At 44.5% G+C, this 15,386-nt stretch carries 9 protein-coding genes and 1 tRNA gene; 3 read left to right on the forward strand and 7 right to left on the reverse strand.

The window, feature by feature from the left end:
• The first annotated feature begins 105 nt into the window (after positions 1 to 105).
• Positions 106 to 7,227, forward strand: coding sequence for a cyclic beta 1-2 glucan synthetase (locus JXR81_11430; protein MBN2755454.1), 7,122 nt, complete (start codon positions 106 to 108; stop codon positions 7,225 to 7,227).
• Positions 7,228 to 7,236: 9 nt separating this feature from the next.
• On the opposite strand, the gene JXR81_11435 is transcribed toward JXR81_11430, so the two are convergent.
• The 7 genes from JXR81_11435 to JXR81_11465 all read right to left on the reverse strand — a co-directional run bounded on the left by JXR81_11435 (position 7,237) and on the right by JXR81_11465 (position 13,777).
• Positions 7,237 to 7,797, reverse strand: a complete 561-nt coding sequence (locus JXR81_11435; protein ID MBN2755455.1) for a four helix bundle protein — start codon at positions 7,795 to 7,797, stop codon at positions 7,237 to 7,239.
• Between the two features lie 2 nt (positions 7,798 to 7,799).
• Positions 7,800 to 9,344, reverse strand: coding sequence for a YifB family Mg chelatase-like AAA ATPase (locus JXR81_11440; protein MBN2755456.1), 1,545 nt, complete (start codon positions 9,342 to 9,344; stop codon positions 7,800 to 7,802).
• 69 nt (positions 9,345 to 9,413) lie between these two features.
• Positions 9,414 to 9,869 (reverse strand): cyclic nucleotide-binding domain-containing protein, encoded by a 456-nt coding sequence (locus JXR81_11445; protein MBN2755457.1) that lies wholly within the window; start codon positions 9,867 to 9,869, stop codon positions 9,414 to 9,416.
• An 85-nt stretch (positions 9,870 to 9,954) separates the two neighbouring features.
• Complete coding sequence (locus JXR81_11450) at positions 9,955 to 11,610, reverse strand: tetratricopeptide repeat protein (GenBank protein MBN2755458.1); 1,656 nt, start codon at positions 11,608 to 11,610, stop codon at positions 9,955 to 9,957.
• A 24-nt stretch (positions 11,611 to 11,634) separates the two neighbouring features.
• Positions 11,635 to 12,477, reverse strand: a complete 843-nt coding sequence (locus JXR81_11455; GenBank protein MBN2755459.1) for a hypothetical protein — start codon at positions 12,475 to 12,477, stop codon at positions 11,635 to 11,637.
• Between the two features lie 132 nt (positions 12,478 to 12,609).
• On the reverse strand, positions 12,610 to 13,386 hold the full coding sequence (locus JXR81_11460; protein MBN2755460.1) for an outer membrane beta-barrel protein: 777 nt from the start codon (positions 13,384 to 13,386) through the stop codon (positions 12,610 to 12,612).
• Between the two features lie 315 nt (positions 13,387 to 13,701).
• A tRNA-Gln gene (locus tag JXR81_11465) sits at positions 13,702 to 13,777 on the reverse strand.
• A 190-nt stretch (positions 13,778 to 13,967) separates the two neighbouring features.
• Between JXR81_11465 and folD the strand changes: the two genes are divergently transcribed.
• Both folD and coaD read left to right on the forward strand, forming a co-directional pair.
• Positions 13,968 to 14,816 carry a bifunctional methylenetetrahydrofolate dehydrogenase/methenyltetrahydrofolate cyclohydrolase FolD gene (gene folD, locus JXR81_11470; protein MBN2755461.1) on the forward strand — a complete coding sequence of 283 codons (849 nt, stop codon included), beginning with the start codon at positions 13,968 to 13,970 and terminating at the stop codon, positions 14,814 to 14,816.
• A gap of 2 nt (positions 14,817 to 14,818) precedes the next feature.
• A complete protein-coding gene (coaD, locus tag JXR81_11475) occupies positions 14,819 to 15,304 on the forward strand; it encodes a pantetheine-phosphate adenylyltransferase (protein ID MBN2755462.1) in 486 nt (161 codons plus the stop codon).
• Positions 15,305 to 15,386 lie beyond the last annotated feature (82 nt).

Below are 15,386 nucleotides of genomic sequence, written 5' to 3' on the forward strand. Positions count from 1 at the left end.
ATTAAATCACTTATAGAAAATCTGGAAGTCAGTTATCTTGCAAATAAAGACCCTCTGATAAATTACGCGCTGCTGACTGATTTTAAGGATGCGCTGCGGGAATCTATGCCGGAAGATGAGGAGTTGTTATCCTGTGTAACCGAAGGTATAGAAAAATTAAATAACAAATACCCCGGAAGGGACGGCGAAATATTCTATTTTTTTCACAGAAACCGCAAATGGAATCCCCGTGAAAAACTCTGGATGGCATACGAAAGAAAAAGAGGCAAGCTTTCTGAATTAAACCTGCTTCTCAGGGGCAATGGCAAAGATAAATTCAGCGTTATAAAAGGCGATGTACAGTATTTGCAGGACGTTAAATATGTAATTACACTTGATACAGACACCAGGATGCCCAGAGACGCGGTTAAAAATCTGGTATCCATTATTTGTCATCCGTTGAATCAGCCGGTATATGATGAAAGTAAAAAACGGGTGGTATCCGGGTACGGAATTCTTCAGCCAAGGGTGGAATCCGGTTATCCCGGGGAAAATCCGTCAGCTTTTGTGAAAATTTTTGGCGGCGAAACGGGAATTGACCCTTATACAAAAGCAGTTTCGGATGTGTATCAGGATCTTTTTTTTGAAGGGTCATTTATAGGTAAAGGGCTTTATGATGTTGACGCTTTTGAAAAGTGCCTAAAAGACCGGCTGCCCGAAAATCTTATTCTTAGCCACGATATGCTTGAAGGGTGTTATGCCCGCTGCGCGCTTGTGACAGAAGTTGAACTTCATGAAAAGTATCCTACAGGATATCTTAAAGACGTAAGCCGCAGGCGGCGCTGGATACGGGGCGACTGGCAGATAACACAATGGCTTTTTTCAAAGGTGCCGGGTTTTGACGGTAAAAAGGTTAAAAACCCGCTGTCTTTTCTGTCGCAGTGGAAGATACTTGATAACTTAAGGCGCAGCCTTGTGCCTGTTTCTGTTTTTATGTTGTTTTTATCCGGCTGGCTGCTGCTTGAAATCTCATGGCCATGGACCGTTTTTATTATATTGTTTTCCGGGCTTCCCATCGCGCTTAAACTTTTGTATGACATAGGAAAAAAACCGGAAGGCATAACGATAGAATCCCATATGTCAGCGCTGTATGTTTCGCTGGCGGACCGCGGTTTGCAGTTTCTGCTTTCTTTTGTTTTTATAGTTTATGAAGCGTATTATAATATCGCTGCGGTAGTTACCACTTTCTGGCGGAAGTTTATAACGCGCAGGAAACTTCTGGAATGGAATACTTTTGCGGAAACGGAACTTGCGGGAAATATGGCCGCGTTTGATTATATAAGGAAAATGATTGCCGCTCCGTTTACGGCGCTGTTATGCGCGGTATCGGGATGCATAAAATCGGACCTGCCGGCGTTTATAATCATTATTTCATGGATGGTTTCACCTTTAATCGCTTATATTATCAGCAGGCCGGCTTCTTTGCGGCGCGATGTATTATCCTTATCTAAGAAACGGTTTTTAAGGATGTGCGCGAGAAAAACCTGGAGATTTTTTGAAGAATTTGTAACCGCCCGCGATAATTTTCTGCCGCCGGATAATTTTCAGGAAGAACCGCTGGGAGCAGCCGCACGCAGGACATCTCCCACAAATATCGGGCTTTCTCTTTTATCCAATCTTACGGCATTTGATTTTGGATACATTTCAATGGGGGCAATGCTTGACAGGACAAAAAAAACACTTGGAACCATGAGCGCGATGGAGAAATACAGGGGCCATTTTTACAATTGGTACAGCACAGAGACTTTAAAACCGCTGCTTCCCTTATATGTCTCTTCTGTTGACAGCGGAAATCTTACAGGCAATTTACTGGTTATGCGCTCCGGCCTTTTTGAAATGCGCGGTGAGAAAATTATATCATTAAAAATAATTGACGGCCTGTCGGATACGCTTGACGTGATTAAAGAAAGTCATAAAGAGCCGGTTAGAAATATGGGCGCCGCAGCCGGAGAAACATTTGAAAGGGTAAAAGCGAGAATCAACAGGCTGGGTGATAAGCTTTCATCTGTGCCTGAAACACTTCAGGAATTACACATGCTTTTACGGCAGTTATCCGCGGAGTGTTCCAAAATGATTATTGATCTGGAATTTTTAGGCCTTGTAAAAACGAAAAAATGGGGTATGGCTTTTGAAAGGCAGTGTTATCACTGCCTTGAAGATATGGTTTATATGGCGCCATGGATACAGCTTCCGACTGAAATTCCGGGGATGTGGGATAAGGATGATGATAAACAGAAAGAAATATTAAATTTTTTAAGGGAAGAATTACGGCATCTTGACACGATACCCGTGCTTAATGACGCGGCACGGCTGGAATTAAAGCTTATGCCTGTGATAAATCAGATACTTGAATTTAATAAAGATAACAAAGCCGAAACAGAGTGGCTGCTGCTGCTTAAAAATGCAATCACAACCGCAGGGACAAGAGCGTGCGAGAGAATAGCCCTGATTGAAGAACTGGCTCTTTCGTGCGGTGAAATGTCAAATGTGGAATATGATTTTCTTTATAATAAGTCCAAGCATTTGTTTCACATAGGATATAACGCGGGCGAGAGAAAAACTGACGCTTCGTGCTATGACCTTCTGGCGTCAGAATCGCGCCTGGCAAGTTATACCGCCATAGCCCAGGGAAGCGTGCCTCAGGAACACTGGTTCATGCTTGGAAGGCTTTTGTCAAAGCGCGGCGGAGATCCTGTACTGGTATCATGGGGGGGGTCCATGTTTGAATATTTGATGCCTCTTCTTGTAATGCCGGATTATGAAGGTACGCTGCTTAACAGGACTTATAAAGCTATAGTAATGAGACAAATAGACTACGCAAGGCGTAATGAAGTGCCGTGGGGTATATCGGAATCCGGGTATAATAAAGTTGACATCTCAATGGCTTATCAGTACCGTTCTTTTGGGGTGCCGGATTCAGGTTTTAAAAGGGGGCTATCGGAAGACCTTGTGATTGCGCCGTATGCGTCTGCCATGGCTTTAATGGTAGAACCCGAAAAGGCCTGTGAGAATCTGCAGCTGCTGAAAGATAATGGATTTGAAGGGGAATACGGTTTTTATGAGGCAATTGATTACACGCCGGCCCGGCTTGCCACGGATGAAAATTACGCGGTTGTAAAATCTTACATGGCGCATCATCAGGGTATGTCGTTTCTGTCTTTTGCTTATGTCCTTTTAGACAGGCCCATGCAGAGGCGCTTTTTGGCAGACCCGATGTTTAAAGCCACAGAACTTCTGCTGCAGGAAAAGATTCCGGCGGATGTGCCTTTTCTTTATGATACGGAGATTACAGGGCCGCTTAGGCAGGTGGAAGAAAGGGAGGCGCTGTTACGCGTTTTTACAAATCCCGATACTCCTACGCCGGAAATACACCTTTTATCAAACGGAAAATACAGCGTTATGGTGACAAATGCCGGCGCCGGATACAGCAGATGGAAAAATATAGCGGTAACAAGATGGCGTGAAGACGCGGCGCTGGATAACGAGGGGACATTTGTATACCTTAGGGATAAGCAGACCGGAGATTTCTGGTCTGCCGCCCATCAGCCTACGCTTAAAAAATCCAGAAATTATGAAGCGGTTTTTTCACAATCACGCGCTGAATTTAAAAGGCGCGATTATAATATAGATACGCATACGGAAATTGTCGTGTCGCCGGAAGACGAGGCGGAACTGCGCAGGATTACCATTACCAACAGGTCGCGTGATAAACGTCAGCTGGAATTTACCAGCTACGCGGAAGCGGTGCTTAATTATCCGGAAGCGGATCAGGCGCACAGCGCTTTCAGTAATCTTTTTATACGGACTGAAATTATAAAGCCGTATCAGGCGATAATCTGCGGCAGAAGGCCGCGGTCTCAGGATGAAGCTTACCCATTTATTTTACACCTTATGGCGGTCCATGGGAATTCCACCGCGCCGGCTTCATATGAGACTGACCGCGGCAAATTTATAGGGCGGGGCGGAACTCCGGCAGATCCCGCGGCAATGCATGATAACGGAGTCCTTTCAGACAGTGAAGGGGCGGTGCTTGACCCGATAATATCCATACGCGGCAGCGTGGAGATTGATTCTCAGGAATCGGCTGTTGTTGATTATGTTACGGCTGTATGCGGCAGCATGGAAGAAGCGAAAAAACTGATAGAAAAATACAGGGACCGCAATCTTGCTGACAGGGTTTTTAATCTGTCCTGGACACATGGGCAGGTGGCGCTGCAGCAGATAAACGCCACGGAAGCGGATGCCCAGCTTTATGGCCGTCTTGCCGGCGCTATTGTATATGCTAATCCGGCGTGGCGAGCGGCGGCAAGCATACTTAAAAAGAACCTAAGGGGTCAGCCGGATTTATGGGGCTACAGCATCTCCGGAGATCTGCCCATAGTGCTTGTGCGGGTGGAGGATCCGGAAAATATAGATATAATAGACCGCCTTGTGCAGGCACATTCATACTGGCGCATGAAAGGGTTAAGGGTTGACCTTATAATCTGGAATGAAGATCATTCGGTTTACAGGGATGACATGAGTGAAAAAATAAACAGCCTGATATCAAAAAACGGCGCCGGTATGTCAAATCAGCCCGGCGGCATATTTTTAAGGCGTGCGGATCAGATGTCAGAAGAAGATAAAGTGCTTATGCAGGCCGTTGCCAGGATAATAATCACGGACAGGGGCGGAACGCTGGCAGAACAGATAGAGCGCATGTCGCACATAAGGCCCCAGCGCCCGATGTTAAGTGTTGTAAAAAGGTTTAGTCTTGAAAAAGAGGATGAAGGCATCGGCGAGCGTAAAGACCTGGAATATTTTAACGGCTTGGGAGGGTTTACCCGTGACGGCAGGGAGTACGTCATAAATACAGCGCCCGGAAAAAGAACACCGGCGCCATGGGCAAATGTATTGGCAAATAAAAATTTTGGCACTGTCATATCGGAAAGCGGAAGCGCTTATACCTGGAGCGAGAATGCCCACGAGTTCCGTCTGACTCCGTGGAAAAACGACCCTGTTATAGACGCCTGCGGGGAAGCAATGTATATCCGTGACGAGGAATCCGGGCGTTTCTGGTCGCCTACACCGCTTCCCGCGTCAGGAAAAACAGGTTATGTGTCAAGGCATGGTTTTGGTTACAGCGTATTTCAGCACAGGGAAAATGGCATAGAATCAGAACTGACAGTTTTTGTTTCGCTGGAACATCCGGTAAAGTTTTGTGTTCTGAAAATTAAAAACTATTCGGGCCGTAAACGAAGCCTGTCAGTCACGTCATATAATGAACTTGTAATGGGGACGCACAGGGATAAATATCATATGCATATAATTACAGAAGTTGATTCAAAAAGCGGAGCGATGCTTGCTTATAACCATTACAATAAAGAATTTCCTGACAGGGTTGTATTTCTTGATACAAGTGAGACCGCCCGTTTTGTTACCGGCGACAGGAATGAATTTCTTGGAAGAAACGGGTCTATGGGCTCTCCGGCTGCGATGTTTAAAGACAGGCTGTCGGGTAAAACCGGCGCCGGATATGACCCGTGTTTAAGCGCTCAGGTTAAATTTGAAATAAATGATAACGAAGAAAAAGAAACGGTATTTTTGTTTGGTTCAGGTAAAAGCCCTGACGAAGCGCGTGAAATACTTCGGCGTTACAACGGTTCGGCATTAGTACATAAAGAACTTGAGAGTGTCTGGGAACACTGGAAAAGAAGCCTTGGCGTAATTTATGTTGAGACGCCGGATAATTCAGTTAACTTTCTTGTGAACGGCTGGCTGCAGTATCAGGTAATAAGCTGCCGTTTGTGGGGGCGCAGCGGTTATTATCAGTCCGGCGGCGCGTATGGTTTCAGGGATCAGCTGCAGGATGTCATGGCGCTTATGCATTCACATCCGGAAATGATAAGGGAACAGCTGCTTACTTTTGCCGCTCATCAATTTGTAGAAGGCGATGTGCAGCACTGGTGGCATCCGCCGTCAGGAAGGGGCGTCAGAACAAAGTGTTCTGATGATTATTTATGGCTGCCTTTGGTTGCTTCTGTATATGTTATGGAAATCGGAGATACGGGAGTATTAAATGAAAAAGTGCGTTTTCTGCATGGGCCGCAGGTAAATCCCGATGAAGAGTCGTATTACGGAATGCCCGGGGTATCAGAAAGATGGGGAACTCTTTATGAACATTGTGTTGCGGCAGTCAGGCACGCTTTAAGATACGGAATACACGGGCTTCCGCTTATTGGCAGCGGAGACTGGAATGATGGTATGAATCTGGTTGGTAAAGACGGAAAAGGCGAAAGTGTCTGGCTGGCATTCTTTCTGCATAAGGTACTTATGTCTATGGCGCAAATGGCAAAGCAGCACGGAGATGAAACTTTTTCCGATGAATGCCTTGAAGAAGCCGCAAAGCTTTCTAAAAATATAGATAAAAACGCGTGGGATGGAAAGTGGTATCTGCGGGCTTATTTTGACAATGGAGAGCCGCTGGGTTCTTCGTTAAATACAGAGTGCCGTATAGATTCTATTCCGCAGTCATGGGCCGTTATTTCCGGTGCGGCAGATCCGGCAAGGGCAAAAGAAGCAATGGAAAGCGTGGATAAACTGCTTGTTGACAGGCAGGGTATGCTGATAAAACTTTTTACCCCGCCTTTTGATAAAATTACGAATAATCCGGGTTATATAAAGGGGTATGTGCCGGGCGTAAGGGAAAACGGCGGACAGTATACACACGCGGCTGTCTGGTCTGTAATGGCATTTGCCGGGTTAAAAGACAGAAAACGGGCGTGGGAACTGTTGAACTTAATAAACCCCATCAGACACAGCGATACGGCGGAAAAATCTGATGTATATAAGGTGGAACCGTTTATTATGGCCGCTGATGTGTACGGTGTTGAATCCAACACAGGCCGCGGCGGCTGGACATGGTATACAGGTTCTGCTTCGTGGATGTATCAGCTTATTGTCAAAAAACTGCTGGGAATTCAGCTAAAAGTAGACCGGCTGTATTTTGAACCGTGCCTTCCAAAAGAATGGCAGTCGTTTAAGGTTCATTACCGCTTTCGGGAAACTTTTTATCACATATCAATTCAAAGGTCAGCGGAAGAAGATAAAATATTATCGGTAACTGTTGACGGCAACGCGCAGCAGGATTTATCCATCCCGCTTGTTGACGACAGAATAGAACATATGGTGGAAGTGGTTATTGGATAATTAAAGGTGTCATTTCTGCCGTTCTTTTTGCCTTGCCTGATACATTCTTTCCCGCAGGCCTCCTTGTTTAACAAAGGCTTCTTCTAATTGCCTTAATTGTCGGTCAAGAAGGTAGTTAGTCTGGTGGATAAGGCAGATGATGGTGTTGGCTGCGGTTTCTGGTGTTGACTGCTCTACATAGGTCCTATATGTCATATAGGACCTATCCGGCAGGCTTCCCAGCCTGCGTATTTCAATTGCACTGCTATTATCTTTATTCCACAGCTTTAGCCCGTTCTGCCTTAAGTAATCCTGGTAATCAAGCAGCAGTTCTTCAAGGCTTGCCCTGGCTACGCCAACCAGTTTAATTTCGGTCTCTTTTGAAATCCCTGACGCCATGCTGCCTTCGGCAATGTTCTGTCTGCCGCTTCTTGCCGCCTGAATCATTTGGTCTGTTGTCCGTGAAAACTTACTGACAAATCTTTCACAGAACTTTACGGTTGCATCGTATACTATTTCGGACATCTGGAATGACTTTAGCTTCTGATACCCGCCGTGGGGAAGTATGATTTTATTATTATCTAATCCCATCTTTACACCCCGGCTTTCCAATGCTCTCTGTCCAGGCTTCTGTATTGAATTGCCTCCGCGATATGTGTGGATGTAATATCTTCCGCGCCCTCTAAATCCGCAATTGTGCGGGACACTTTCAGGACGCGGTCATAAGCGCGGGCGGATAAACCTAAATTTTCTATGGCTGTTTTTAATAATGCCTGCGACTCTGTGTCAAGCTGGCAGAATCTTCTTGTATGCCTTGGCCCCATGTGGGCGTTAAAGAAGACTCCTGACTTTTCAAACCTTTTTTCCTGTGCTTTGCGCGCGGTGTTCACGCGCTGCCGTATTGAAGCGGATGATTCCGCCTCTGCTTTTGACGCCAGCTCGTTATATTCCACTACCGGGACTTCCACATGAATGTCAATTCTGTCCAGAAGCGGGCCGGATATTTTAGACATATATTTCTCGCGCTGAGCCGGCGTACACGAACAGCTTTTGGTAGGGTGCGTGGAATATCCGCAGGGGCAGGGGTTCATTGCGGCAAATAATACAAATCTTGCCGGATAAGTAATTGAAATAGCCGCGCGTGAAATTGTCACATGCCCGTCTTCTAACGGCTGCCTTAAAACTTCCAGAACGTTTCTGTTAAATTCCGGCAGTTCGTCCAGAAATAAAACCCCGTTGTGTGAAAGTGACACTTCGCCGGGACGCGGCACCGCGCCGCCGCCTATTAACCCCGCGTCAGAAATTGTATGGTGCGGCGAACGGAAAGGGCGTGTTGCGATAAGCGCGGTTTTTTCGCGCATGTATCCCGACACGCTGTGTATTTTAGTGGTTTCAATTGCTTCGGTTAAATTCATTTCCGGCAGGATAGTGGGGAACCTGCGGGCAAGCATTGTTTTGCCGGAACCGGGCGGCCCGATTAAAATTATGTTATGCCCTCCGGCAGCAGCTATTTCCATAGATCTTTTAACATGCTGCTGGCCCTTAACCTCTGAAAAATCAATGTGATAAACTGAAGCCCTGGAAAAAACCTCTGTGATGTCAATTGTATGAGCGTCAAGGGTAATTTCCCCGTTTAAAAAGTCAAATACCTGTCTGAAGTGTTTTACCGCAAGTACATCAATACCTTCCACCACAGCGGCTTCGTCGGCGTTGGCAAAGGGCACTATAATGCCTTTATAGCCAAGGTTCTTTGCAAGCAAAGACATAGATAAAGCGCCCTTAACGGAGTTTATAGAGCCGTCAAGCGACAGTTCGCCGGTTATCATGTAACTTTCAAGTTTAGCCGTGTTTAAGGTGCCGCTGGCGGCTAAAATGCCTATGGCTATGGGCAGGTCAAATGAAGGCCCTTCTTTTTTTCGGTCAGCAGGGGATAGATTAAGGGTTATTTTCTGGTTAGGCGGAAACTCTATCATGGAATTGGTAATAGCAGACTTCACCCTGTCTTTGCTTTCTTTGACGGAAGTATCGGGAAGGCCGACGATTGAAAAACCCGGAATACCGAAGGTCATATCTGTTTCTACTTCCACTTCATAAGCGTCAATGCCTAAAATAGATGCGGATTTAACTTTGCTTAACACAATACTCACCTGTAACTGCGCCGCATGCGGCCCAGCCCCTCTATGTTTTTGTAACTGAATCTTAAATTATTATTCTATCCAGAAAGATATTACTTCCAGATTTTTGTTTGCCTGGCGTAATCTATTGCTTAAAACACGCACAAGAATATCAATTATTTTTAATGCTGTCTGCGGGAATTTCTGCCTAAGAGTCAGGTATTGATCGCGTGAAATAGAAATCACCACGGAATCGCCCGCTGTTTTTGCCGCGGCAGAACGGGGCATTCCGTCCAAAAGCGCCATCTCGCCGAAAAATTCCCCGGGATTAAGAACCGCAATTGTATTTTCCTGGCCTTTGATTTTTTTGGTTATTTTTACCGAACCGGTTTTTAAGATGTACATTTTATCCCCGGGGCCTTCTTCCGGAAAAATGGTGTCATTTGGTTTGAAAATTTCTTCGGCGCATACCGTGTTTAAAGCGTCTATATCCTGCCTGCTTAAATCCTTAAAGCCTTTTGTTCCTGACAGAAAATCAGCTGTTCCCATATAGATAACCCTCCTGCAATTAATCTTTAATTTTTATAGAATATCACGCGGTATAAACAATGGCAACTGTAAAATATCATGAAAATCAGTAGAAACTGCGTGTGATTTTGGGCGGCGGGGGAGTGTCGTCTTTTTTTGGTGCAGGCGGTTTTGCGGGTGCTGCCGGTTTGACAGGCATCTGCCGGTTTGTGACCGCGGCTTCGTTAAATTCGGGCATGGAATCAGTGGGTAAAGGCGCGTCAGATCCCACGGCTTTTATAATTGTTTCCCTGTAAGCTTCCGGAGGAAAGTAAGTGTTATTCTGCGCGGGCGCTGAAGCAGGGGGTTTGGGTGTTTCAAATATTGAAGGCCCTTCAAGCGAGATGACCTGGATTGATGGTTCCGGCATAAAACTGTTATTAACCTGTGCGGACTCTTCAAAAGTGGGAAGTTCCACGATCTGCGGTCCGCTGTCAATTACCTGAAAGTCATAAGTATTAACAGGGGGTAAAACGACAGGCGCGCTCTGTAGAATAGGCGCTGTTTCCGCCGCCATGCGGGCGGCCTGTTCCTGTTTTATTTTCTCGCCAAGTTTTTTCATATAATCGCTTCTGTCTTCTTCTGTTTCGGCAGGGGTGTTAATAACCGGCGCAGACACAGGCGGCACAACAGCTGCCTTAACCTCCGGCGGTGTTTTAATTTCCTTTTTTTCTTCCTGCGGTTTTATATATCTGCTGAAAAGTTTCTGCACTTCTTCAACAGCCACATTTTTTAAATCCGCAATTCGCGAAATGCAGTCATCCACGATCGCGCCGGATTCCTGAATGCGTATTTGCGTGGTAAATTCAGCTATTGCCTTATCCGTATTGCCCCTGTTCTGATAAATCTGGGCAAGCATATAGTGCGCGTTGGAATAAGCAGGGTCAAGTTCCACGGCTTTTTTGTAAGCTTTTACAGCAGTGTCCGGATTTTCCATTTTGTCATACAGAAGCCCGATAGTATTGTAAAGTTTGGCGTTTTTGGGATTAAGATACGCGGCGCGTTCAAGGGCTTTAATGGCAAGAATATAATTTTCTTTGTGCTGGTATGCATAACCAAGGTTAATATAGGCGCTAATGTAGTTATTGTCAATGGCAAGGGCCTGATTAAAAGAAGCAACGGCTTTGTCATACATATGCTGCTCAAGATAAGCCATTCCGAGGTCGTGCATTGTCTTTGCTTTATTCATATTTTTCTTTGCGGCTTCTTCAAGCTTCTTTATGGCATCATCCATTTCGCCGCCTTTAATAAAGGAGTCAATTCCAAGGTGATAAAGCCTTTCGCTGTAAGCCGGATTAAGGTCGCCGGCTTTTTTAAAGTTTGTAAGCGCGTCCGCGTAACGCCCCATATCATACAGCAGGTTGCCTACATTATTATATAGCAGGGCGGCATCAGGGTTGTTTTCAATTCCTTTCTGATATACAAACAGGGAATCGCTGTATTTGCCCTGGCGCGCGAATAAAAGGCCAAGGCTGTTATAGGCTTCTGTATGTTTGGGATTGGTATTTATAAGTTTTTTAAAAATAGCATAGGCGTTTTTATACTGGCGCATATCGGAAAATATAAAACCCAGGTTAAAAAGGGCGTCTTCATCAGCCGGATCCATTTTAAGAATTTTTTCAAATTCTTTTATTGCCTTGTCATTTTCGTTTTTGTTTTCATACTCAAGGCCTTTTTTCAGATATTCCTGTTTTTTTTCTTCTTCGGATTTAAAAAGCGCCATTGAAATAATCCTGTAATTTACGCATCAGTAATTCATTGAAACGCCGGCGCCAATTACAAGCCCGCTGAAATCAAACGCAAGGTCGTCTCCTGATGCAGTGGTAACGGTATCGCTGTTTATATACGCGCCTTTTGCTTTCATGACAGGCAGGTTTGCTATTCTGTAACCCGCGGTGATACCTGCTGACAGGGCGGTGTTTATCATGTAATCAAGCCTAAGGTCAAAATCAGCGGCAAAGCAGGAACCATAAATTTCAGAGCGTTCCGCGACGTTGGCTGTTCCGCCCACATTTTCTTCAAATGTGCCGTTTGCCCAGGCATAGCCCGCGTAAGCGCCGGCAGAAATTACAAAATCAAGGTCAGTCAGATAATAACTGTAAGTTAAACCAGCCATTACAGGAAGCAGAGAAACATCTATTTTATCCAGGGTGCCTGTGCCTTCCGCGAAAGCTTTTATAAATTCAACTCTTGTGCCGGCAGACAGGCACTGAAGGATTTTTATTCCAAAGTCAACGCCGACTAAAAGCCCGGATTTAACCTGCTGTAAATTATATTCTGACGCAATTTTGTTATAATCAGCCATGTTTAATGTTGTGTAGCCCGCGAAAAAACGGACATCGCCAAAATAAATTGATTTGCTTGCTTCGTCAGGAAGCGATGGGGAAGTCTCTCCCTGTTCCGCGCCTTTTGTGTCAAGTTCTTCGGCTTCTTCCGCGGCTTCGGCCTCTTCCGCGGCCGGTTTTGTTTCTTCAATACCCACTTTTCCGGATTGAATATCCGCGTCAACAGGAAGTGTTTCTGAAGCAGCAACAGCTGCCGGGACAGAAATAAGTAATAATGCGGCTAAAAGTATTGCGTATCTTTTCATGTTGTACCCCCATAATTTTTATTTATATTATTATAACATTAATGACAGGTGAAAATCAAAAGTAAAAATATAAAAGCGGCAGGGAGTTTATAAACCCTGCCGCTTTTATATGAACGGGAGTTAACGTAATTGTTAAAATCTTATATTTAAACCAAGGCCCACAAGAAAACCTGTATAATTAACTTTTAATTTATCTCCGGCAAGTGATGTAAGTTCTTCGTCCGCGCTGATAAGCACGTCTCCGGATATCGGGTCTTTTACTTCGTTTGTGACATTAACATTTTCAATCAGAGCGTATCTGTATCCCGCGTTTAAACTCAGGTTTATCAAAGGAAGTATGTTCCATTCAACAGCAGCTGTTGCATCTGCCATAAAGCCGCCGCCGTCATACGGAACTGCATATTTTATTTCCTGGTTACCGGCAATATTTGAAGTTATTTTTGTTTCATCAAGGCCGAATGCCAGGCCGTATCCCGCGTATCCTCCGACTGTTATGGATATTGGAAGCATAGGCAGGGTAAGGTTGGCGGAAACCCCAAGTTCTAAAGGTATAAGCATTGACGAGATGGTATTTTCCATAGAAAGTGTTTCTGATGGTTCCAAAGGATTAATATAACTTACAGAATTTTTAACGGGCAATACATACTGAAGCCCCACGCGAGGCCCAATATTAACTATAGGCAATAATCCAATGCCCAAATCTGCATTTACAAAAATTGAATTTCCGAATTTCTGAACTTCTGAAGGCATATTCTGTTCCTGCGCGTCCGTTTTAACTGTTTCCCAGGCGTTATTCATCTGGTCCATATTGGCGTAAGCGTAACCGGCGCTGACTCCCACGTGCAAAAGAGCATAAGACGGAACTGCAAACAAAGACATTACTGCAAGTAGTGATAAAATTTTCTTCATTGAACCCTCCTTATTTGTTGATTACCTTAACTATAAATATATCATTATAATTTAATAAGTCAAGTATGCGAAAAAGGAATAGATACAGATATAATAGATAAAGTTGATTTTATAAAACAAAAAGCCCCTTTGCAGGGGCTTTTTGTTTTTGGCTGCCGGGGCTGGGCTCGTTCACCTCGCGCCTACACGGCGCTCCTCGAACCCCAAAAACGCCTTACGCTCGCCCCTTGCTCGCTTTTCTGACTTTTAGTCAGCGGCGTTTTTGTTTCTCGCCCATATAAAACAAAAAGCCCCTTTGCAGGGGCTTTTTGTTTTTGGCTGCCGGGGCTGGGCTCGAACCAACAATCTTCAGATTCAGAGACTGATGCCTTACCAATTTGGCTACCCGGCAACCTGAAAAACTTTTAAAATATAACACTTAAACAGGTGCAAGTCAATATAAAATGCAAAACTTGTGATTGTTGGATTTGAAGTTTAAAGATACCGGCAGAAGAGTAAATACTTGTATGTGCTGTGACTTTTATCTTTTAACTTTGTTGTTATTATTGTACAATTAGCCATCACATATTGGAGGTAATAAAATGGGCAATATTATTGATGGAAAAGCACTTGCGGCAAAGATAAAGGCGGAAATAAAAGAAACGGTATCGGGTTTAAATTCCAAGCCGGGGCTTGCGGTAATACAGGTGGGTGATGACCCGGCTTCAAAAGTATATGTTGGCGGCAAGGAAAAAGACGCGCTGGAAGTTGGGTTTCATTCGGAAATTCACAGGCTTCCCGCTGATACAAAACAGGAAATTGTGACAGAACTTATAAATAAACTTAATGAAAAAAAAGAAATTAACGGCATCCTTGTTCAGCTGCCGCTGCCTAAGCACCTTAATGAAGAACTTATTACAAATACAATTGACCCGCTGAAAGACGTGGACGGTTTTACATATAACAGCGCCGGCAGGCTGTTTACAGGAAGCAAATGCCTTGTGGCGTGCACGCCAAGCGGATGTATAGAGATGATAAAAAGCGCGGGATGCGATATTAAAGGAAAGAATGCGGTTGTAATAGGAAGAAGCAATATTGTTGGCAAGCCAATGGCAATACTTCTGCTGCAGGAACACGCTACGGTTACCATATGCCATTCAAGGACACAGGATTTGCCGTCAATTACTTCTAAAGCGGATATTCTTGTGGCCGCTATCGGCAAGACAAAGTTTGTAAAAGCGGATATGGTAAAACAGGGGGCCGTTGTAATTGATGTCGGCATGAACAGGGATGAAAACGGAAAACTGTGCGGCGACGTTGATTTTGAAAATGTAAAGGATAAAGCATCATTTATAACGCCTGTTCCGGGCGGTGTGGGGTTAATGACAAGGGCCATGTTAATGAAAAATACCCTTGAAGCTTATAAAATGCAGTTGTCAGGAGGGAAATAAAGATGAAAAAAACAGCGGTATATCCCGGTACTTTTGACCCGGTAACCAACGGGCATATAGATATAATAAAAAGGGCTTCAAAGATGTTTGACAGGGTCATAATAGCTGTTTCAGAGAGTAAACATAAAAAACCGCTTTTTACACTTGAAGAAAGGGTGGAAATGACAAAAAGCGCGGTAAAAGGAATAAAGGGTATTACTGTAGAGACCTATTCAGGGCTTCTGGCGGAATATCTGAAAACCACCGGTAGAAATGTGGTAATAAGGGGCATCAGGGTAATATCTGACTTTGAATATGAATTTCAGCTGGCGCTTTTAAATAAAAAACTTAATCCGGACGCGGAAATGATTTATCTGATGCCGGACGAGAAATACCTTTACATTTCATCATCCGCGGTAAAAGAAATAGCGGTTTATGGCGGGAAAACAGAACTATTTGTGCCTGTTCACGTTTCAAAAGCTCTTAAAGCAAAAACTAAAAAGGCATAAATTAAAGAATTACCCGAATTTTTAATGAAAATGTTATTAAGGTTTTTATTGGGTAGTGTCCGAGGCGCTATAAAACCCTTGA

It is taken from the genome of Candidatus Goldiibacteriota bacterium, assembly GCA_016937715.1.
GTDB lineage: Bacteria > Oederibacteriota > PGYV01 > PGYV01 > PGYV01 > PGYV01.